A 19,578-nucleotide genomic window follows, 5' to 3' on the forward strand; every position below is an offset into this window, starting at 1 on the left:
ACAGCAGAACAATATGGCAGTCTTGCCGCCTGACGACGAAAAATAACGAGGAAACGTTTATGACAATTGTGCGCATTGATGCCGAAGCCCGCTGGTCTGATGTGGTGATCCATAACCACACGCTGTACTACACCGGTGTACCGTCAAATCTGGACGCGGATGCGTTCGAGCAGACGGCGAATACCCTGGCGCAGATTGATGCCGTGCTGGAAAAACAGGGCAGCGACAAATCCCGCATTCTGGATGCGACCATTTTCCTGGCAAACAAAGACGATTTCGCGGCGATGAACAAAGCCTGGGATGCGTGGGTGGTGGCGGGTCACGCGCCTGTACGCTGCACCGTACAGGCCACGCTGATGAAACCGGAATACAAGGTTGAGATCAAGATTATCGCGGCGGTTTAAGCCCGATTACTCTTCATCTTCATCCTCAAAACGCGCCACGATCCGCTCGCCGGTATGGGTGGCGCGCAGTTCCTCCGCCACCTGGGAAATCGCCTGTCCGCTGCTCATCCCCTGGGACATCAGTTCCTGAATTCGCTCAACCGCTTTCTGCTGCTGTTCATGGCTCAGAGAAGGTAAACCTGCAAACATCGTCAACTCCTGCTAAATTATTCGCGCTAATTATTTCACGCTGCCCGGTAGTATGCCATACATGAACATGCGCTTCCCCACTGTTGTTACCTTACCCTGGCGCGCTGACGCCGCTGAGTTCTGGTTTGCCCGACTGAGCCACCTTCCCTTTGCCATGCTGCTGCACTCCGGCCATGCGGATCACCCCTACAGCCGCTTCGATATTCTGGTGGCCGATCCGCTGAAGACGCTGACGACCAACGATCTGCCGACGGACGATCCGCTGATGAAGCTTCAGCAGGAAATCAACGCGCTGGGCTTATCCGCTACGCCGACCCCGGACCTGCCTTTCCAGGGGGGCGCGCTGGGGCTGTTTGGCTACGATTTGGGCCGCCGGTTCGAGACGCTGCCCGAGCATGCGCAGGCTGATATTTCCCTGCCGGACATGGCCGTGGGGCTGTACGACTGGGCGTTGATTGTGGACCACCAGAAAAAAACGGTCTCCCTGCTGAGCCATGGTGACGTGCAGGCGCGTCTGGCCTGGCTTGAGGCGCAGCATCCTGCCCCAGCTGAGACGTTTACCCTGACCTCCGGCTGGCGCTCGAACATGACCGCGCCGGAATACGCGGAAAAATTCGCGCGCGTTCAGGCGTATCTGCAAAGCGGCGACTGCTATCAGGTCAACCTTGCCCAGCGCTTCCAGGCAGCATACCAGGGAGACGAGTGGCAGGCGTTTATCCGTCTGAATGCCAGCAACAGGGCGCCGTTCAGCGCGTTCGTACGTCTCGAACAGGGAGCAATACTGAGCCTGTCGCCGGAGCGCTTTATCCATCTGGCGGAAGGTACGATTCAGACCCGCCCGATTAAAGGCACATTACCGCGTATTGCGGACCCCGACGCCGATCGCCGGCAGGCGGAGAAACTCGCCGCGTCACCGAAGGATCGTGCCGAAAACCTGATGATTGTCGACCTGATGCGTAACGATATTGGCCGGGTCGCCGAACCAGGCAGCGTGCGCGTGCCGGAGCTGTTCGTCGTCGAGCCTTTCCCGGCGGTACATCATCTGGTCAGCACCATTACCGCGCGCCTGCCCGCCTCTCGCACCGCCTGCGATCTGCTCCGCGCCGCGTTCCCGGGCGGCTCCATCACCGGCGCGCCAAAAATTCGCGCCATGGAAATCATCGACGAACTGGAACCGCACCGCCGCAACGCCTGGTGCGGCAGCATCGGCTATATCAGCCTGTGCGGCACCATGGATACCAGCATTACCATTCGCACGCTGACGGCCTGCGGCGGCAATCTGTACTGTTCTGCAGGCGGCGGTATTGTGGCGGACAGCCAGGTCGAGGCGGAATATCAGGAAACCTTTGATAAGGTGAACCGCATCCTGAAGCAACTGGAGAACTAACGGTGGAGAAAGAGAACCTGACGCTGGATGATTTTCTGTCGCGCTTTCAGCTGCTGCGGCCGCAGGTCAACCGCGCCTCGCTGAATGAACGTCAGGCGGCGGTGCTGATCCCGGTGGTGCGTCGGGAACAGCCGGGCCTGCTGCTTACTCAGCGTTCGCCGCATATGCGCAAACACGCCGGTCAGGTGGCCTTCCCGGGAGGCGCGGTGGACAGCACCGACGCGTCGCTGATTGCCGCCGCGCTGCGGGAGGCGCAGGAGGAGGTGGCAATCCCGCCTGAAAGGGTCGAGGTCATCGGCGTGCTGCCGCCGGTCGACAGCGTGACCGGCTTTCAGGTCACGCCGGTGGTCGGCATTATTCCCCCCAATCTTCAGTATCACGCCAGCGTCGATGAAGTCTCAGCGGTGTTTGAGATGCCGCTCGAAGAGGCGCTCCGGCTAAGCCGCTATCATCCCCTGGATATCCATCGCCGGGGGCATGACCATCGAGTGTGGTTGTCCTGGTATCAGCATTATTTTGTCTGGGGCATGACCGCGGGCATCATTCGTGAACTGGCGCTACAAATCGGCCTGAAGCCTTGACTATACTTTACATTCCAGCCTTTTTTGCAGGTTTGCGATCCGCGTCGCGCTATTAGCAAAACCCATCGTTAACCATTAGTTTAATTCATGTGAATAGTTAAGCCGAGGTTGGTGTTCCCTCTTACACTATGCGCAGTTATAACATCGTTACTGGAACCCCGGTAACCCTGTCAGGAGTGTGAAAGTGATTAGTATATTCGACATGTTCAAAGTGGGGATTGGTCCTTCTTCTTCCCACACTGTAGGGCCGATGAAGGCCGGTAAACAGTTCGTCGATGATCTGGTCGAAAAAGGATTACTGGAAAGCGTTACCCGTGTCGCCGTAGACGTTTACGGTTCACTGTCATTAACGGGTAAAGGCCACCACACCGATATCGCCATTATTATGGGTCTGGCGGGCAATATGCCGGACACTGTTGATATTGATGCCATCCCGGCATTCATCCGCGACGTTGAAGCGCGCGGTCGCCTGCTGCTGGCTAACGGTCAGCACGAAGTGGATTTCCCGCCGGATGACGGCATGCGTTTTCGCAGCGACAACCTGCCGCTGCATGAAAACGGCATGACTATCCACGCCTGGAGCGGCGAAAAAGAGATCTACAGCAAAACCTACTACTCCATCGGCGGTGGCTTCATCGTTGACGAAGAGCATTTCGGTAAAGAGAGCGCGGGCGACGTGAACGTGCCCTATCCGTTCAAATCGGCCACCGAGATGCTGGGCTACTGCAAAGAGACCGGCCTGTCGCTGTCCGGCATGGTGATGCAGAACGAGCTGGCGCTGCACAGCAAAAAAGAGATCGAAGATTATTTTGCCAACGTGTGGCAAACCATGCGCGCCTGTATCGATCGCGGGATGAACACCGAAGGCGTGCTGCCTGGGCCACTGCGCGTGCCGCGTCGTGCCTCTGCCCTGCGCCGTATGCTGGTGACCACGGACAAATTCTCTAACGACCCGATGAACGTGGTCGACTGGGTCAACATGTTTGCTCTGGCGGTTAACGAAGAGAACGCCGCGGGGGGGCGTGTCGTGACTGCGCCAACCAACGGTGCGTGCGGGATCGTTCCGGCGGTGTTGGCCTACTACGATCACTTTATCGAGCCTGTGACGCCGGATATCTATATCCGCTATTTCCTCGCGGCAGGCGCTATCGGCGCGCTGTACAAGATGAACGCGTCCATTTCAGGCGCTGAAGTGGGCTGTCAGGGTGAAGTGGGCGTAGCCTGCTCCATGGCGGCGGCCGGTCTGGCCGAGCTGCTGGGCGCAAGCCCTGAGCAGGTTTGCGTGGCGGCGGAAATTGGCATGGAACATAACCTCGGTCTGACCTGTGACCCGGTCGCAGGCCAGGTGCAGGTGCCGTGCATTGAGCGTAACGCGATTGCCTCCGTCAAAGCGATTAACGCCTCGCGCATGGCGATGCGCCGTACCAGCGAACCACGCGTGTCGCTGGATAAGGTTATCGAAACCATGTACGAAACCGGCAAAGACATGAACGCGAAGTACCGTGAGACCTCGCGCGGCGGTCTGGCCATTAAGGTGCAGTGCGACTAATCCTCTCTTTCGCCCATCCGCAACGGATGGGCGAATTTCTCCCTTCATTCTCGTCTCCTTCTTCTTTCCCCACTACACTTTTTACGGTCGCGGCTGCTCGCGCTCGGCCTGGCATCAGGCAGCGGCTAAATAGCGAACGGGTTGAGAGAGAAGCAGGCGCGGTGGTAACGCCTCAATGGCTGGCGGGAAAATCTTCCCCGCCAGAAGATCGTAACGGGCACATCGTACCCGTTAAGCAGGCTTATTCATCTTCGTCGTGTGCAGACTGTTCTTTAACAATGCGGACCAGATCGACGCGGTAGTCGTTAGCTTCAACGATAGTGATGTGCAATGGAGGAAGCTCGATCACATCCCCGACGCGCGGGATCTGACCGTTTACGGCGATAACCAGCCCCGCCACGGTTGCGATGTCTTCTTCATCGTTAACCACGTTTTCCAGCCCCAGCGTATGCGAGAGCGCGTGCAGGTCGGTCGCACCTTTGACCAGCCAGCCTTCGCCGTCGGCCACAATCTCAGGCGTTTCGTCTTCATCCGGGAATTCACCGGCAATCGCTTCAAGCACGTCCAGCGGCGTCACCAGACCCTGTACCACACCAAACTCGTTGGTGACGATAACAAAGCTACCGCGCGCGCGACGCAATACGCCCAGCAGGTTGATCGGATCCAGCGTTTCCGGCACGACAATCGCCGGCGACGAAGCTGCGATGGCCTCCACGTTGACGCCCTCTTCCAGCGCCACCAGCATCTCTTTCGCCCGCACGACGCCGATGATTTCATCCAGCTCACCGCGGCATACCGGGAACAGGCTGTGCGGAGATGAGAGCAATTGCTGACGAATTTCATCAACGCTCAGGTTCGCATCGACCCAGCTAATTTCTCCGCGCGGCGTCATGATGCCGCGCAGCGAGCGGGAGGCCAGGGAGAGGACGCCATTAATCATGTAGCGCTCCTCTTCCACAAACGCCCCTTCCGGGACCGGCACCGGGTTACGGTTTTCGGAGTCAGACTGGACGTTTACCTGGCGACGCCCGCCCATCAGGCGCAGAATGGCGTCCGCCGTGCGGGCGCGCAGCGGCTGATTTGACTGCTGCTTAATAAAGTTACGGCGCGCAATCTGGTTGAACAGTTCGATCAGAATCGAGAAGCCAATCGCGGCGTACAGGTAGCCTTTCGGAATATGGAAGCCGAAACCTTCCGCCACCAGGCTCAGACCAATCATCAGCAGGAAGCTCAGACACAGCACAACCACCGTTGGATGCTGGTTGACGAAGCGCGTCAGCGGTTTCGAGGCCAGCAGCATCACCGCCATCGCAATCACGACAGCCGCCATCATCACCGGCAGGTGGTTCACCATACCGACCGCGGTAATGACCGCATCCAGCGAGAAGACCGCATCCAGCACCACGATTTGCAGTACCACGACCCAGAAGCTGGCGTAGCCCTTACCGTGCCCATCATCGTGCTGCCGGTTCTCCAGCCGTTCATGCAGCTCCGTCGTCGCTTTGAACAGCAGGAATATCCCCCCGATCAGCATGATCAAATCACGCCCGGAGAAGGTGTAGTCCATCACGGAGAAGAGCGGTTTGGTCAGCGTGACCATCCACGAGATCACGGACAGCAAGCCCAGTCGCATGATCAACGCCAGCGACAGGCCAATCAAACGTGCTTTATCACGCTGTTTTGGCGGGAGCTTGTCCGCGAGGATGGCGATAAACACCAGGTTATCAATACCGAGAACGATCTCCAGTACGACCAGCGTGAGCAGTCCCACCCAGATTGACGGGTCCATTAAGAATTCCATGACAAGCTCCTGCTAAAGGAATGACAAAACGGTGCCCCGCTCAACGTGGGCAAATAAGAGGCAGACAGAGTCGATACGTGGCGTGGTTCGCCGGTGAAAAAGGCGCGGAATGGCCTGGTAGATGACTGACGTCGGTGACGGTCCATATAGTGGGCTGTAGCCCTATACTCCTGAACAATTAAACGGAGGCTAAACATATCAGAGACAATAGGTTTTAAGCAAAGATTTACGTTCATTTGCAAAAACGTAATAAGACTAAATTTGTGTTGAGAATTTTCTCGATCGGGAAAGCTAAATTACGGATCTTCATCACATAAATTATTTTTTCACTGTCTAAAATAATTCGCGGAAGTCTTAGTTTTTTAACTCTAACCCTTATCTGAATCGATTCGGTTCGCCAATACGATTCTCAGTACGTCTGTCCGGCAGGCGTATTAATGATAATAAAAGGAGGTAGCAAGTGACCATTGCTATTGTCATAGGCACACATGGTTGGGCTGCTGAGCAGCTACTCAAAACGGCAGAGATGCTGTTGGGCGAGCAGGAAAACGTCGGCTGGATCGATTTCGTTCCCGGTGAAAATGCCGAGACGCTGATTGAGAAGTACAACGCTCAACTCGCGAAGCTGGATACCAGCAAAGGCGTGCTGTTTCTCGTCGATACATGGGGCGGCAGTCCGTTTAATGCTGCCAGCCGTATTGTCGTCGATAAAGAGCATTATGAAGTCGTCGCCGGGGTTAACATTCCTATGCTGGTGGAAACCTTTATGGCGCGCGACGACAACCCGAGCTTCGATGAGCTGGTCGCGCTGGCCGTTGAAACCGGTCGCGAAGGGGTGAAAGCCCTGAAAGCTCAGCCGGTTGAAAAACCCGCCCCTGCCCCGGCTGCGGCGGCACCGAAAGCAGCGGCACCGGCAAAACCGATGGGACCGAACGATTACATGGTCATCGGTCTGGCGCGTATTGATGACCGTCTGATTCACGGACAGGTTGCGACACGCTGGACCAAAGAGACCAACGTACAACGTATCATCGTGGTCAGTGACGAAGTGGCCGCCGACACTGTCCGTAAAACCCTTCTGACTCAGGTTGCACCACCGGGCGTTACCGCGCACGTGGTGGATGTCGCCAAGATGATCCGCGTTTACAACAACCCGAAATATGCGGGTGAACGCGTGATGCTCCTGTTTACGAACCCGACAGACGTCGAGCGCATTGTTGAAGGCGGCGTGAAAATCACCTCCGTGAACATCGGCGGTATGGCTTTCCGTCAGGGCAAAACGCAGGTCAACAACGCGATTTCAGTCGATGCGAAAGATATCGAGGCGTTCAACAAGCTGAATGCCCGCGGTATTGAGCTGGAAGCCCGTAAGGTTTCCACTGACCAGAAACTGAAAATGATGGATTTGATCGGTAAAGTTGGGAAATAAGCCCGCGCCGGTTTTTCACATAAAGCTTATGTTATAGGAGAAGTACAATGGAGATTACCACTCTTCAGATTGTGCTGGTGTTCATCGTCGCGTGTATTGCGGGTATGGAATCCGTACTTGATGAATTTCAGTTCCACCGTCCTCTGGTGGCCTGTACGTTGATTGGTGCCGTTCTGGGTGATATGAAAACCGGTATCATCATCGGGGGTACGCTGGAAATGATCGCCCTGGGCTGGATGAACATCGGTGCAGCCGTTGCGCCAGATGCCGCACTGGCCTCTATCATCTCAACCGTTCTGGTTATTGCCGGTCATCAGAGTATCGGTGCAGGTATCGCCCTGGCCATTCCTCTGGCCGCAGCAGGCCAGGTGCTGACCATCATCGTTCGTACTATCACCGTGGCCTTCCAGCACGCGGCGGATAAGGCGGCCGAAAACGGCAACCTCACGGCGCTCTCCTGGATCCACGTGTCGTCCCTGTTCCTGCAGGCGATGCGTATCGCAATCCCGGCGGTTATCGTTGCGATCTCTGTCGGCACCAGTGAAGTTCAGGGCATGCTGAACGCGATCCCTGAAGTGGTCACCAGCGGTCTGAACATCGCGGGCGGTATGATCGTCGTGGTGGGTTACGCGATGGTCATCAACATGATGCGCGCAGGCTACCTGATGCCGTTCTTCTACCTCGGCTTCGTCACCGCTGCATTCACCAACTTCAACCTGGTTGCTCTGGGCGTGATTGGTGCCGTGATGGCGATTCTCTACATCCAGCTCAGCCCGAAATACAACCGCGTTGCGGGTGCCCCAGCGCAGGCTGCTGGTAACAACGATCTCGATAACGAACTGGACTAACAGGTGAGCGAAATGGTTGATATGACAAAAACTACCACCGAGAAAAAACTCACTCCGGGTGATATTCGTGGCGTGTTCATCCGTTCTAACCTGTTTCAGGGTTCATGGAACTTCGAACGTATGCAGGCGCTGGGCTTCTGCTTCTCCATGGTACCGGCGATCAAACGCCTGTATCCGGAAAACAACGAAGCGCGCCGTCAGGCGATTAAGCGTCACCTGGAATTCTTCAACACCCATCCTTACGTTGCGGCTCCAGTTCTGGGCGTGACGCTGGCGATGGAAGAGCAGCGTGCGAACGGCGCGGAGATTGACGATGGTGCTATCAACGGTATCAAAGTCGGTCTGATGGGTCCGCTGGCCGGCGTGGGCGACCCTATCTTCTGGGGTACCGTTCGTCCGGTCTTCGCGGCCCTGGGTGCCGGGATCGCGATGAGCGGCAGCCTGCTCGGGCCTCTGCTGTTCTTTATCCTGTTCAACGCGGTGCGTCTGCTGACCCGTTACTACGGCGTGGCCTACGGCTACCGTAAGGGCGTGGACATCGTTAAGGATATGGGCGGCGGCTTCCTGCAGAAACTGACCGAGGGGGCGTCAATTCTCGGCCTGTTTGTGATGGGGGCGCTGGTTAACAAGTGGACGCACGTGAACATCCCGCTGGTGGTTTCGACCATCACCGGTCAGGATGGTCAGACCCGCGTCACCACCGTGCAGACGATTCTGGACCAGCTGATGCCTGGCCTGGTGCCGCTGCTGTTGACCTTCGCCTGTATGTGGCTGCTGCGTAAGAAAGTGAACCCGCTGTGGATCATCGTTGGCTTCTTCGTCATCGGTATCGCGGGTTACGCTGTCGGCCTGCTGGGCCTGTAAGACTTTGCGTTATCGACCGGGGGCTTGCCCCCGGTCTTTTTATCTGGAGGATGAATGACTGTTACGGACATCGTACTGGTTTTGTTTATTGTTGCCCTTCTGGCTTATGCCATCTACGACGAGTTCATTATGCCTCGCCGCCACGGCGAGACGCTGCTGACCCTTCCCCTCTTGCGCCGAGGGCGCATTGATGCATTTATCTTCGCCGGCCTGGTGGTCATTCTGATTTACAATAACGTGACCAGCCACGGTGCAATATTAACCACATGGTTATTATGTGCGCTGGCATTAATGGCGATTTACCTGTTCTGGATCCGCTCGCCAAAGCTCATTTTTAAAAAACACGGATTCTTCTTCGCCAACGTATGGATAGAATATAACCGCATTAAAGAGATGAATTTATCCGAAGACGGCGTGTTAGTGATGCAATTAGAACAACGCCGCCTGCTCATTCGGGTCAAAAATATTGATGACCTTGAGAAAATCTACAAATTACTCGTTAAAACTCAATGAGTTATTATTATAACCTCGGCTATATATTGTGATATTCTTTCACAAAGAATATAGCCGTTGCTATATCTCCCCTCCTCTTTCACTTATATTTATTAACGATATTTTCACGCATAAACCTAAATGAAAATCGTTATCAAACAAGCGAATAAATTAAGCCTTTCTCGTTGTTGTTTTATATTCTCAAAATATGTTAAGGTTGCGCCCGTCGTTGGGGAGTAGCCGATTTCCTGCACGCAGGAAATGTACGTGTCAACATACTCGTTGAAAAACGTGGCGCGTACGGATCGCTTTCAGCACGCTTACCGTGCAAAAGGGATCAGGCGAGACCATAGATACATCAACTGCTGTTTACTGGGGGCAGTGATGTGTCATATGGATATCCCCGGTCTGGACGCTCTTATGAACATCTCCGCTACGATCCTTCTCGCTTTTGGCATGTCCATGGACGCATTTGCGGCTTCCATCGGCAAAGGCGCCACGCTCCACAAACCTAAATTCTCAGAAGCACTGCGCACCGGTCTGATCTTTGGTGCCATCGAAACGCTGACGCCGCTCATCGGCTGGGGTTTAGGCATGCTCGCCAGCCAGTTCGTGCTGGAGTGGAACCACTGGATTGCCTTCGTCCTGCTGGTGTTTCTCGGTGGCCGAATGGTGATTGAAGGTTTTCGCGGGAATGATGATGAAGATGAAGCGCCGCTGCACCGCCACGGCTTCTGGCTGCTGGTCACTACGGCAATCGCCACCAGCCTGGACGCCATGGCCGTCGGGGTGGGTCTGGCGTTCCTGCAGGTCAACATTATCGCCACCGCGCTGGCTATTGGCTGTGCAACGCTGATTATGTCCACGCTGGGCATGATGGTCGGGCGGTTTATCGGCCCGCTGCTGGGTAAACGCGCCGAAATCTTAGGCGGTATTGTGCTGATCGGCATTGGTGCCCAGATCCTCTGGGCACACTTCGCGCCTTAAGCGTCGCGCTGCCAGACGTGGATACTGAAATCCGTCTGGCAGCCAAACGTCGTTCGCGCCGCTAGCGCATCCCATACTTCCGGCTTTGCCCGCCACGCGAACGGCGTCATCTGCAGCAGGGCTACCGCTTCTTCCCCGTTCAAATTCATTTCATACGCCACCGAGCGCTCCTGCTTCAGAGTAAAGCCTGTCAGCTGTTCTGAGTGTGGGGCATGCAGGCGCACCTCGTCGTAAATGAGCCCTTTCAGCTCCATCAGGTGACGCGGGCCCGGCGTGACTGTTATCACCCAGCCTCCGGGCTTCACCACGCGCGCCAGCTCGTTTGCTTTACACGGCGCGTAGATGCGGATAACGGCGTCCATACTGGCATCCTCAAACGGCAGCCGGTGGCTGGATGCCACGCAGAACGTCACGCCAGCGTAACGTTTAGCCGCCGCGCGGATCGCCACTTTCGACACGTCGAGACCGAATGTCACTCCCCCCTTCTCATGCACCACATCCGCAAACCGTGCGGTGTAGTACCCTTCCCCGCAGCCGATATCAAGCATGGCGGACGCGGAGTCAGGCAGCATGTCACCCAGCATCTGCGCCACCGTCTCCCGCAGCGGCAGATAGTGCCCGGCATCGAGAAACGCCCTGCGCGCCTGCATCATCTCTGCGCTATCGCCCGGATCGCGGGAGCGCTTGTGCTGCACCGGAAGAAGATTCACGTACCCTTCTTTCGCCATATCAAACTGATGTCCCTGCGGACAGGCATAACTTTTATCTGTGCGCATCAGGGGCGCGTGGCAAAGGGGACAGCTGAAGGACATGACAACTCCGGAACATAAACCAAAGGACGAAGTGTACCGCTATTCGCCCCGCTATAAAACGGCTGGATCACCGCATGACGATAAGGTGATCAGAACCGGCAGGCAGGCCATCGGGTTTGATATTCTCCAGGCGCAGCACGTTGCCCATGATTTCGCTGAAGACCGGCGCGGAAACCGCCCCGCCGTAGTAGGCCCCGTTTTGAGGATCGTTAATCACCACCACCAGGGCGAAACGCGGGTCGCTGGCAGGCGCAACGCCCGCGGTATAGGCGACGTATTTATCGACATATTTGCCGCTATCATCAATTTTCTTCGCCGTCCCGGTCTTCACCGCCACGCGATAGTCGCGAACGGCGGCCTTAACGCCCCCGCCGCCGGGCAGCGCGACGCTCTCCATCATGTGCTCCACTTCATGGGCGATCTCCTCCGGCATGACGCGGTGGCCGATAACGGGGGGATCGATGCGGGTGATGGAGAGTGGACGCTCAAGCCCGAAGCCGCCAATCGTCGCGTAGACGTGAGCCAGCTGAAGCGGCGTGACCATAAGGCCGTAGCCAAAGGCAAAGGTGGCGCGGTCAAGCTGGCTCCAGTATTTACGCTGTGGCAACAGCCCGGCGCTTTCGCCCGTCAAGCCCAGCCCCGTGTTGGTGCCAAACCCAAAGTTTCGATAGGTATCAATAAGATGCTGGACAGGCATCGCCAGCGAGAGCCGGGATACGCCGGTGTCGCTCGATTTTTGCAGGATCCCGGTCATGGTCAGTTCAGGATAATAACCCACGTCGCGGATACGGTGCCCGTCAAGGGTATACGGGTGGGTATCAATGACGCTGTCCGGCTGGACCAGCCCCTGCTGCAGGGCCGTCATCAGCACCAGCGGCTTGACGGTCGAACCGGGCTCGAACGTATCGCTGATTGCCCGGTTGCGAAAATCATTTATCGTCGCGCCTTCCCGGTTATTAGGGTTGAAATCCGGATAGCTCGCCATAGCGAGTATTTCCCCGGTGGGGATATTAATTAACACGGAGGCCCCTGACTCGGCCTTGTTCCAGGCCACGGCATTGTCCAGCGCATCCTCGGTAATGGTTTGCAGACGCTCGTCAATACTCAACTGGATGTTATGCGCCGGCGTGGGCGCCACTTCCGTCAGGTTTTCAACCACGCGACCATAGCGATCCTCCCTGACCTGTCGGACACCCGCTTTTCCCGTTAGCTGCGCATTGAAGCTTTTCTCCACCCCTTCAATGCCCTGCCCGTCAATATTGGTAAAGCCAATCAGGTTCGCCGCCACGTGGCCTGCCGGGTAAAAGCGGCGGGATTCATCGCGTAAATTAATCCCCGGCAGATTAAGCTTATCAATCCACTTCGCCTGAGCAGGATCGACCTGACGCGCCAGGTAGATGAAGCGCCCCTGGGGGTTGGCGTTAATCCGTGATGAAAGGGTGCTCAACGAGAGATGCAGCGCGCTCGCCAGGGCCTGCCAGCGTTCATCAAAACCAACGCCCCCTTTTGCCAGCACCGTTTTAGGATCGGCCCATACGGCCCGGACGGGCACGCTGACCGCCAGAGGTCTCCCTTCACGATCCATAATCATCCCACGCGGCGCATCAATCGCCAGCTGACGGAGGGAACGCATATCTTCCTGCTTCACCAGATTGTCAGGTTTGATGATTTGTAGCCAGGCAACGCGGCCAAGTAAAAAGGCCAGACTGCAGAAAATAGCGAAACAGAGCAGCGCAAAACGCGCCGGCGTGAAATTGCCAGCGGTTAATATCAATTTCTTCTTCACCTGAACCCCAGGACTGTTAAACAACGCTCTGATTTAACGAGAAAAGATGCGTTTAGGGAGGCGAAACTGTGATACTAACCTCGCAGCTTTGCAACAAGTTGCTAACAAGACGGAAGATAGTAATATTTTGAAAGATAGGGAATAAAAAAGCCCCGCATGATGCGAGGCTTTATGTCTGAGAGTGAAGCGCTGTGCGCCCCAGTCAGCAGCGGTTCGATCAGATAGCAGTTACGTTAACTGCAGCTGGGCCTTTCTGGCCGTCCTGAATTTCGAACTCAACGTTCTGGCCTTCAGCCAGAGTTTTGAAGCCGTTACCCTGGATTGCAGAGAAGTGTACGAACACGTCTTTGCTGCCGTCAGCAGGAGTAATGAAACCAAAACCTTTAGACTCGTTGAACCACTTAACTTGACCTTTAATCTTTGCCATTTTGCAAAATTCCTTAGAGTGTTTTCTTAGCCCGCAGGCATTAACTGAGATAAAACTGAGACATTACTGCATGAGGCACTAATATAAGGTTCGGCAGAGAAGCGGTATTCAACGACAACGTGTTTACTCAGGACTTCTTTACTGAAAATGCCACACATAAACAGAACTGTACCTCGTTTGACCCAAAACGTGTTATCACACACTATGTTTAATATGGCAAGCCATTTTTAAACATGTCTCGATCCGCCGCACAAATTCGAACACTGTCTGTAAGGATTTGCACAATTATGCGCTTCACAAACAGACGGCTATACTCCCTTACACAGACTCAACGCTGCTTGCGCAGCCGCTGTAATCTAAGACTTTTTTAACATAGCTCAATCATTACAATGCGTCCAGCAGACGGGAAAAGAAATCTTCGGCGTTGATTGAGTTAGAACAAATTGTGAAAACTTATGCTTAAATCATTGTAACGTGACCGTATTGTTTCAGCCAAAAGCGATGTTAATAATCCGCACCCTTCTGTATTAAAATGCATCAGGTAATAAACAGTGTTATGCACCAAAATAATGAAATTTTTATGACTCTGCATCAAAACAAGGCAAGCAAAACGTTTCGATAAAAATAAAACTTTCCAGGCACCGAATACATACACAATATATGCAACAATTTGTCGCTTCGTTTATAAGGATAAATATTCGCCAATTTTCAGTATCCTGAAAGGATTATTAACTGGTGCTACACTGTCCAGCGCGTCAGTTAATTCTTTTATGGGGTCATCCAGCGCTTCATCCGCCAGCTCAAACACGCCCCAGTGAACAGGGAATGCCAGAGGGCAACCTAACTGCTGCCACAGCGCAACGGCAGACTGAGGATCCATATGGTGTACGGCCATAAACCATCGTGGAGCATAGGCGCCAACGGGCAATGCTGCAGCATCAATTTTCCCCAGACGTTCCGGTATCAACAGCAGCTCGGGCGAATAGCCGGTATCGCCACTAAACCAGAACCGGTGGTGCCGCCCTTCAAAGACCCAGCCGCACCACAATGAGCGATTGCGGTTCCAGAGCGTGCGCATACTCCAGTGCTGCGCCGGTACGGCGGTTAATGTCATCCCCTGCCAGGTAAAACTCTGCCACCAGTCGAGCTCAACCACCTTTTTTGCGCCCCGGCGACGAAACCAGCCGCCCAGGCCTAAAGGAACAAACACGCTGACGTCGGGAAAGCGTTTGAGAATATGGCGAACGGTGAATTCATCAAGATGATCGTAATGGTTATGCGAGATAACGACCGCGTCAAGCTGGTGCAGTTGATCGACAGAGAGTGCCGGAGGCGTTCTACGCTGCGGCCCTAAGAAAGGGAGCGGAGAAGCACGCCGTGAAAAAACGGGATCGGTAAGAAGGATATTGCCGTCCAGCTGCAGCAGTATGCTCGCATGTCCGAGCCACCACGCCCCATCCTCCTGCGGTTGTTGAAGATCGGCCGGTTGCCACCACTGCCGGATAAAGTCATCGTAGCCGAGGGCGGGCGGCTTCGGTAAGCCGGCTTCTTTACGCTCTTTGCGCCAGCGGTCAAGATCGCCAGGCTGGTGTCCTGCAGAAGTGGTGTTACGAAAACCGTTTGGGGTGTGATGCTTCAGGGAGGGGTCATACCAGGGATTTTTCCAGACCACAGCCACCTCCCGGAATCATACGATTAGCGTTCAGCCACCAGGCGAATAAAATCGTCTTGATCGTTGTTCTCTTCAGCGACCGCTTCTTTTGATACTTCTTTCTCTTCCGGCTCGTTAGCCTCGCACAGACGACGCAACAGCGCATTCTGTCGCTTTTGCTGCTCAAGCAGCGCTTCAAGCAGTTCGATCTGCTCGTTGGTACGTGAACTGGCACGGTTTACGAAAAACCAAATGACCAGCCCCACCAGCAGAACAACCAAAGAGATCGTCAGGGATGCCATATTTAGCAGCCCTGAATTCAGTAACTCACCCATTTCACCACCTCAATAAAAACGTCTATTTTACCACTGGCGCGAAGGAAGGAAATCACCTGAAGAAAAAATGCGTGCTACCACGGAATAAACTTATTGATTGCGCAAACGCCGCTAAAAAACTGTACATCCTGATCGCACATCACGTTGATAGTCTGCGTCCACAACACCACGCACGCTATCAGCACGATAATCAGAATCACCCAGCGTATTTTTTTCACTCCACACTCCGTTTAAAGACCTGATATGACCAGGTTATCACGGTTATCTTAAACAAGGACTAACTGTAGCGCCATCAGGCTCTTTTCAGAATCCTGCACTTGTTTCATTACGTAAACCGTTTAGGCTATCGTCATGATAACAACGATAAAGAGGTAATAATGCGCTTAATTATTCGTACAATTGTTGCACTGGCGATACTCTGGATTGGCCTGCTTTTAACGGGTTATGGCGTGCTGGTGGGAAGCACCGAAAACGCCGCAGGGTTAGGCATTCAATGTAAGTATTTAACAGCACAGGGAGTCAGCACGGCGCAGTATCTCCATTCGGATAGCGGGATCATTGGGTTAACCAACTGCCCGGTACTGCGTAAGACCTCCGTCGTGATTGATAATGGCTAAGCCACAGCGTTAACGACGAATAAAAAACGCCGCAAAGATGCGGCGTTTTTTATGTTAGCCTGGGTTAAAACGGATAGTCGTGGTAACCCATCTGTTCAGAAATCTTACGCGCGGCGGTATGCAGAATAGCCACATACTCGTGCAGGCGCTCTTCCGAGAAGCGAAGCGTGGGGAAAGAGATGCTCAACCCCGCGATCACGACGCCAAAGCGGTCAAACACCGGAACGCCGATGCAGCGCAGCCCTTCTTCCTGCTCTTCGTTATCTTCGCCGTACCCTTGTTCACGCACCTTGTCGAGCACCGTTAATAACTCATCGGTGTTAGTAATGGTCCGTTCAGTGCTGCGTTTGTACTCTACGCCATTGAGGATCTGTTTAACTTCTTCACGATCGCGCCACGCCAGCAGAACCTTACCAATGGCCGTGCTGTAAAGCGGGTTGCGACGACCAATGCGCGAATACATGCGCAGGTTATACATGGAGTCGATTTTATGGATGTAAACAATGCTGTCTTCATCCAGCGCACCCAGGTGGATAGTCTCTTTGGTCAGGCGGGAGATCTCACGCATCTGAATATCCGCGCTACGGATCAGATCCACGTTTTGCAATGCCCGGGCACCCAGTTCAAACAGTTTCAGCGTAAGAGAATATTTTTCAGATTCGCCTTCCTGTGCAACGTAACCCAGTGATTTCATGGTTTGCAAAAAGCGGTAAACGGTGCTTTTTGACATCATCACGCGCTGTGACAACTCTGTGATACCAATTTCACGCTCTTCCCCGAGCGCCTGTAAGATGCCAAACACCTTCAGCACGGAAGAAACAGAATCTGGCTGTTTATCCAAATCCGCAATTGCCATTTACCACCTCATAGAGAGTGTTTTATAAAAATCAGAACCGGTTTTTATTATAAATTCCCGTCATGTTACCTGCAATCAATCCGCGTTTACTTCGTTACAAATCTGCGACATAAAACGGTGTTAACGATGCTAAAATAGTTACCCTGAGAATAATTTCACTCTGAGCTATTTATCCCCGATGGAAAAGAACCTTTCCGATGGACTGCCTTTGCCCCAGCGGTATGGCGCTATCGCTACGATTATTATTGGTATCTCAATGGCCGTCCTTGACGGCGCGATTGCGAACGTTGCCCTTCCCACCATTGCCACCGATCTGCATGCTTCCCCGGCCAGTTCGATATGGATTGTTAACGCCTATCAGATTGCGATTGTGGTTTCCCTGCTCTCCTTCTCTTTTCTGGGCGATATGTTCGGCTACCGTCGGGTATATCAGTGCGGGCTGGTGGTATTTACCTTCACATCACTGCTGTGCGCCCTTTCGGACTCTCTGCATACGCTGACGCTGGCGCGCATCGCGCAAGGTTTTGGCGGCGCGGCGCTGATGAGCGTCAATACGGCGCTAATCCGCCTGATCTATCCGCAGCGTCATCTGGGGCGAGGCATGGGGATAAACTCGTTTATTGTCGCGGTCTCATCTGCCGCCGGGCCAACCATTGCGGCAGCCATACTTTCTGTCGCCTCCTGGCAGTGGCTGTTCGCCATAAACGTGCCGCTGGGTATCGTGGCTATCTTCTTTGCCCTGCGTTTTCTCCCCGCTAACGGCCCGAAAAGCAGCATGCCGCGCTTTGACGTGGCAAGCGCGGTGATGAATGCGCTCACCTTTGGTCTGCTGATTACCGCCCTGAGCGGTTTTGCGCAGGGTCAATCCCTGATGCTTACCGCCGTGGAGCTTGTTGCCCTGCTGGCGATCGGCTTCTTCTTTGTTCGCCGCCAGCTTGCCCTGCCGGTGCCCTTACTGCCGGTCGATCTGCTGCGAATTCCCCTCTTTTCGCTCTCCATCTGCACCTCCGTCTGCTCATTCTGCGCCCAGATGCTGGCTCTGGTTTCACTGCCCTTCTTTCTGCAAAGCGTGATAGGACGTTCCGAAGTGGAGACCGGGCTGCTGTTAACCCCCTGGCCGCTGGCGACGATGGTGATGGCACCGCTTGCCGGTTATTTAATAGAACGCGTACATGCCGGTTTGTTAGGTGCGGTGGGGCTCGCAGTGATGGCAACAGGTCTTTTCGCGCTGGCGCTGCTTCCGTCATCGCCAACCGATCTGGACATCATCTGGCGCATGATCCTGTGCGGTGCCGGGTTTGGCCTGTTTCAGTCCCCCAACAACCACACCATTATTACCGCGGCGCCGCGCCACCGCAGTGGAGGTGCCAGCGGCATGCTGGGGACCGCGCGTCTGCTGGGGCAAAGCGCCGGGGCGGCGCTGGTTGCCCTGATGTTTAACCTTGCCGGGCAAAACGGTAACCACGTTGCGCTTCTCACCGCAGGCGTTCTTGCCACCCTGGCGGCCATCGTCAGCGGATTGCGCGTAACCCAACCCGACGTTCAGGCATAAAAAAAGCCGGGCGGAGTCTTCTCCAGCCCGGCTTATTTAAGCGCTTAGCGTTACTTCAGGTATTCCCCACTGCGCAGCGCTTCAATACGTTTATCCAGCGGCGGGTGAGACATAAACAGCTCGCTCAGCGACTTTGATTTGCCGTTGATGCAGAAGGCCATCATGCTGTTCGCTTCCTGCGGCTCGTAGCTGGTTTTCAGACGCTGCAGGGCTGCAATCATCTTCTCACGACCTACCAGCTTCGCAGAGCCGGCATCCGCGTGGAACTCACGGTGACGAGAGAACCACATGGTGATAATGCTCGCCAGGATACCGAACACCAGTTCCAGCACCATCGATACAGCAAAGTAGATCAGCGGGTTACCGTTGCTCTCTTCACCTTCATCACGGTTGCCGCCCATGAAGCCAGCCGCAATCTGCGCCAGAATACGGGAGATAAAGATAACGAAGGTGTTCACCACGCCCTGGATCAGGGTCATGGTCACCATGTCACCGTTGGCAATATGGCTGATTTCGTGCGCGATAACCGCTTCGGCTTCGTCACGGCTCATGTTCTGCAACAATCCGGTGCTCACGGCAACCAGAGACGCATCACGACGGGCACCCGTAGCAAACGCGTTAATATCCGGGGCATGGTAGATAGCAACCTGCGGCATCGCAATGCCTGCCTGCTTAGACTGCTGCGCCACCGTATTCATCAGCCACTGTTCCATATCGTTACGCGGCTGTTCAATTACCTCACCGCCTACGGATTTCAGCGCCATCCACTTTGACATCAGCAGGGAAATGAAAGAGCCACCAAAACCAAACAGCAGCGCCATAATCAACAGACCCTGAACGCTGCTCGACTGAATTCCCGTCAGGCTTAGCACGAGCCCGAAAACCACCATCACCGCCAGGTTGGTGAGCAGGAAGAGCGCGATTCGCATCATAATTTTCTTTTAACCTCAGTTTAACAAAACGCACTATGCGATTACCCACATCGTATGGGTATTGCGGCTATTTTCAAGC

22 protein-coding genes and 1 pseudogene are annotated in these 19,578 nt (G+C 54.7%); 11 read left to right on the forward strand and 12 right to left on the reverse strand.

From position 1 onward, the window contains the following. Window positions 1-59 precede the first annotated feature (59 nt). Window positions 60-404, forward strand: a complete 345-nt coding sequence (locus USG84_RS07235; RefSeq protein WP_151412486.1) for a RidA family protein — start codon at window positions 60-62, stop codon at window positions 402-404. Window positions 405-410: 6 nt separating this feature from the next. Here the strand turns inward: USG84_RS07235 and USG84_RS07240 are convergent, their stop codons facing one another. Continuing rightward, on the reverse strand, window positions 411-593 hold the full coding sequence (locus tag USG84_RS07240) for a YoaH family protein (protein WP_008500497.1): 183 nt from the start codon (window positions 591-593) through the stop codon (window positions 411-413). A 61-nt stretch (window positions 594-654) separates the two neighbouring features. Between USG84_RS07240 and pabB the strand changes: the two genes are divergently transcribed. The 3 genes from pabB (at window position 655) to sdaA (ending at window position 4,110) form a co-directional block, all read left to right on the forward strand. Continuing rightward, on the forward strand, window positions 655-1,980 hold the full coding sequence (pabB, locus tag USG84_RS07245) for an aminodeoxychorismate synthase component 1 (protein WP_151412514.1): 1,326 nt from the start codon (window positions 655-657) through the stop codon (window positions 1,978-1,980). Window positions 1,981-1,982: 2 nt separating this feature from the next. Then, complete coding sequence (locus USG84_RS07250) at window positions 1,983-2,561, forward strand: CoA pyrophosphatase (protein ID WP_151412485.1); 579 nt, start codon at window positions 1,983-1,985, stop codon at window positions 2,559-2,561. 184 nt (window positions 2,562-2,745) lie between these two features. Further along, window positions 2,746-4,110, forward strand: a complete 1,365-nt coding sequence (sdaA, locus tag USG84_RS07255) for an L-serine ammonia-lyase (protein ID WP_320738219.1) — start codon at window positions 2,746-2,748, stop codon at window positions 4,108-4,110. Between the two features lie 241 nt (window positions 4,111-4,351). Here the strand turns inward: sdaA and yoaE are convergent, their stop codons facing one another. Then, a complete protein-coding gene (gene yoaE / locus USG84_RS07260; RefSeq protein WP_151412484.1) occupies window positions 4,352-5,911 on the reverse strand; it encodes a CNNM family cation transport protein YoaE in 1,560 nt (519 codons plus the stop codon). After that, complete coding sequence (locus USG84_RS24050) at window positions 5,899-6,147, reverse strand: protein YoaL (RefSeq protein ID WP_414146778.1); 249 nt, start codon at window positions 6,145-6,147, stop codon at window positions 5,899-5,901. Before USG84_RS24050 ends, yoaE begins: the two co-directional genes overlap by 13 nt. 224 nt (window positions 6,148-6,371) lie before the next feature. Here USG84_RS24050 and manX point away from each other — a divergent pair, with 224 nt between their 5' ends. The 5 genes from manX to mntP all read left to right on the forward strand — a co-directional run bounded on the left by manX (window position 6,372) and on the right by mntP (window position 10,531). Then, window positions 6,372-7,340, forward strand: coding sequence for a PTS mannose transporter subunit IIAB (gene manX / locus USG84_RS07265; protein ID WP_061097902.1), 969 nt, complete (start codon window positions 6,372-6,374; stop codon window positions 7,338-7,340). A gap of 47 nt (window positions 7,341-7,387) precedes the next feature. Further along, window positions 7,388-8,188, forward strand: coding sequence for a PTS mannose transporter subunit IIC (manY, locus tag USG84_RS07270; protein WP_003859914.1), 801 nt, complete (start codon window positions 7,388-7,390; stop codon window positions 8,186-8,188). A 12-nt stretch (window positions 8,189-8,200) separates the two neighbouring features. Beyond that, on the forward strand, window positions 8,201-9,052 hold the full coding sequence (locus USG84_RS07275) for a PTS mannose transporter subunit IID (protein ID WP_006810994.1): 852 nt from the start codon (window positions 8,201-8,203) through the stop codon (window positions 9,050-9,052). 54 nt (window positions 9,053-9,106) lie between these two features. After that, complete coding sequence (locus USG84_RS07280; RefSeq protein ID WP_061097901.1) at window positions 9,107-9,565, forward strand: DUF986 family protein; 459 nt, start codon at window positions 9,107-9,109, stop codon at window positions 9,563-9,565. 399 nt (window positions 9,566-9,964) lie between these two features. Further along, window positions 9,965-10,531 carry a manganese efflux pump MntP gene (gene mntP / locus USG84_RS07285; RefSeq protein WP_061099650.1) on the forward strand — a complete coding sequence of 189 codons (567 nt, stop codon included), beginning with the start codon at window positions 9,965-9,967 and terminating at the stop codon, window positions 10,529-10,531. On the opposite strand, the gene rlmA is transcribed toward mntP, so the two are convergent. The 7 genes and pseudogenes from rlmA to mgrB all read right to left on the reverse strand — a co-directional run bounded on the left by rlmA (window position 10,528) and on the right by mgrB (window position 15,760). Continuing rightward, complete coding sequence (rlmA, locus tag USG84_RS07290; protein WP_253542426.1) at window positions 10,528-11,343, reverse strand: 23S rRNA (guanine(745)-N(1))-methyltransferase; 816 nt, start codon at window positions 11,341-11,343, stop codon at window positions 10,528-10,530. The two genes, mntP and rlmA, sit on opposite strands and share 4 nt — an antisense overlap. A gap of 67 nt (window positions 11,344-11,410) precedes the next feature. Continuing rightward, on the reverse strand, window positions 11,411-13,129 hold the full coding sequence (gene ftsI, locus USG84_RS07295) for a peptidoglycan glycosyltransferase FtsI (RefSeq protein WP_061097899.1): 1,719 nt from the start codon (window positions 13,127-13,129) through the stop codon (window positions 11,411-11,413). A 217-nt stretch (window positions 13,130-13,346) separates the two neighbouring features. Then, a complete protein-coding gene (cspE, locus tag USG84_RS07300) occupies window positions 13,347-13,556 on the reverse strand; it encodes a transcription antiterminator/RNA stability regulator CspE (protein ID WP_001062678.1) in 210 nt (69 codons plus the stop codon). A 13-nt stretch (window positions 13,557-13,569) separates the two neighbouring features. Then, a pseudogene (locus USG84_RS07305) lies at window positions 13,570-13,714 on the reverse strand (DUF2627 domain-containing protein). A 524-nt stretch (window positions 13,715-14,238) separates the two neighbouring features. Then, window positions 14,239-15,228 carry an MBL fold metallo-hydrolase gene (locus USG84_RS07310; RefSeq protein WP_080442009.1) on the reverse strand — a complete coding sequence of 330 codons (990 nt, stop codon included), beginning with the start codon at window positions 15,226-15,228 and terminating at the stop codon, window positions 14,239-14,241. A gap of 23 nt (window positions 15,229-15,251) precedes the next feature. After that, window positions 15,252-15,542: a YebO family protein gene (locus tag USG84_RS07315; RefSeq protein WP_061097897.1), complete on the reverse strand. Its 291-nt coding sequence runs from the start codon at window positions 15,540-15,542 to the stop codon at window positions 15,252-15,254. 74 nt (window positions 15,543-15,616) lie between these two features. Beyond that, complete coding sequence (gene mgrB / locus USG84_RS07320) at window positions 15,617-15,760, reverse strand: PhoP/PhoQ regulator MgrB (RefSeq protein ID WP_006175995.1); 144 nt, start codon at window positions 15,758-15,760, stop codon at window positions 15,617-15,619. A gap of 159 nt (window positions 15,761-15,919) precedes the next feature. Between mgrB and USG84_RS07325 the strand changes: the two genes are divergently transcribed. Continuing rightward, window positions 15,920-16,159 (forward strand): YobH family protein, encoded by a 240-nt coding sequence (locus USG84_RS07325; protein ID WP_041909477.1) that lies wholly within the window; start codon window positions 15,920-15,922, stop codon window positions 16,157-16,159. 64 nt (window positions 16,160-16,223) lie between these two features. Here USG84_RS07325 and kdgR read toward each other — a convergent pair whose 3' ends face one another. After that, on the reverse strand, window positions 16,224-17,015 hold the full coding sequence (gene kdgR / locus USG84_RS07330) for a DNA-binding transcriptional regulator KdgR (protein WP_151412483.1): 792 nt from the start codon (window positions 17,013-17,015) through the stop codon (window positions 16,224-16,226). A 178-nt stretch (window positions 17,016-17,193) separates the two neighbouring features. Here kdgR and USG84_RS07335 point away from each other — a divergent pair, with 178 nt between their 5' ends. Further along, on the forward strand, window positions 17,194-18,567 hold the full coding sequence (locus USG84_RS07335; protein ID WP_253542428.1) for an MFS transporter: 1,374 nt from the start codon (window positions 17,194-17,196) through the stop codon (window positions 18,565-18,567). A 50-nt stretch (window positions 18,568-18,617) separates the two neighbouring features. Here USG84_RS07335 and htpX read toward each other — a convergent pair whose 3' ends face one another. Continuing rightward, entirely contained in the window at window positions 18,618-19,499 is an 882-nt protein-coding gene (gene htpX, locus USG84_RS07340; protein ID WP_010432647.1) for a protease HtpX, read from the reverse strand. Between the last annotated feature and the right edge of the window lie 79 nt (window positions 19,500-19,578).

Origin of the sequence: Enterobacter sp. 168J2 (genome assembly GCF_034107265.1) — a bacterium.
Lineage (GTDB): Bacteria > Pseudomonadota > Gammaproteobacteria > Enterobacterales > Enterobacteriaceae > Enterobacter > Enterobacter nematophilus.

What these genes read in the sequence shown, in the direction of transcription:
- USG84_RS07335 (WP_253542428.1), top strand. Translation starts at nt 17,194, where the DNA reads ATGGAAAAGAACCTTTCCGATGGACTGCCTTTGCCCCAGCGGTATGGC.
- mntP (WP_061099650.1), top strand. Translation starts at nt 9,965, where the DNA reads ATGAACATCTCCGCTACGATCCTTCTCGCTTTTGGCATGTCCATGGAC.
- USG84_RS24050 (WP_414146778.1), bottom strand. Translation starts at nt 6,147, where the DNA reads ATGAACGTAAATCTTTGCTTAAAACCTATTGTCTCTGATATGTTTAGC.
- yoaE (WP_151412484.1), bottom strand. Translation starts at nt 5,911, where the DNA reads ATGGAATTCTTAATGGACCCGTCAATCTGGGTGGGACTGCTCACGCTG.
- rlmA (WP_253542426.1), bottom strand. Translation starts at nt 11,343, where the DNA reads ATGTCCTTCAGCTGTCCCCTTTGCCACGCGCCCCTGATGCGCACAGAT.
- USG84_RS07275 (WP_006810994.1), top strand. Translation starts at nt 8,201, where the DNA reads ATGGTTGATATGACAAAAACTACCACCGAGAAAAAACTCACTCCGGGT.
- kdgR (WP_151412483.1), bottom strand. Translation starts at nt 17,015, where the DNA reads ATGGCAATTGCGGATTTGGATAAACAGCCAGATTCTGTTTCTTCCGTG.
- manY (WP_003859914.1), top strand. Translation starts at nt 7,388, where the DNA reads ATGGAGATTACCACTCTTCAGATTGTGCTGGTGTTCATCGTCGCGTGT.
- USG84_RS07315 (WP_061097897.1), bottom strand. Translation starts at nt 15,542, where the DNA reads ATGGGTGAGTTACTGAATTCAGGGCTGCTAAATATGGCATCCCTGACG.
- USG84_RS07235 (WP_151412486.1), top strand. Translation starts at nt 60, where the DNA reads ATGACAATTGTGCGCATTGATGCCGAAGCCCGCTGGTCTGATGTGGTG.
- pabB (WP_151412514.1), top strand. Translation starts at nt 655, where the DNA reads ATGAACATGCGCTTCCCCACTGTTGTTACCTTACCCTGGCGCGCTGAC.
- USG84_RS07325 (WP_041909477.1), top strand. Translation starts at nt 15,920, where the DNA reads ATGCGCTTAATTATTCGTACAATTGTTGCACTGGCGATACTCTGGATT.
- cspE (WP_001062678.1), bottom strand. Translation starts at nt 13,556, where the DNA reads ATGGCAAAGATTAAAGGTCAAGTTAAGTGGTTCAACGAGTCTAAAGGT.
- htpX (WP_010432647.1), bottom strand. Translation starts at nt 19,499, where the DNA reads ATGATGCGAATCGCGCTCTTCCTGCTCACCAACCTGGCGGTGATGGTG.
- USG84_RS07240 (WP_008500497.1), bottom strand. Translation starts at nt 593, where the DNA reads ATGTTTGCAGGTTTACCTTCTCTGAGCCATGAACAGCAGCAGAAAGCG.
- USG84_RS07280 (WP_061097901.1), top strand. Translation starts at nt 9,107, where the DNA reads ATGACTGTTACGGACATCGTACTGGTTTTGTTTATTGTTGCCCTTCTG.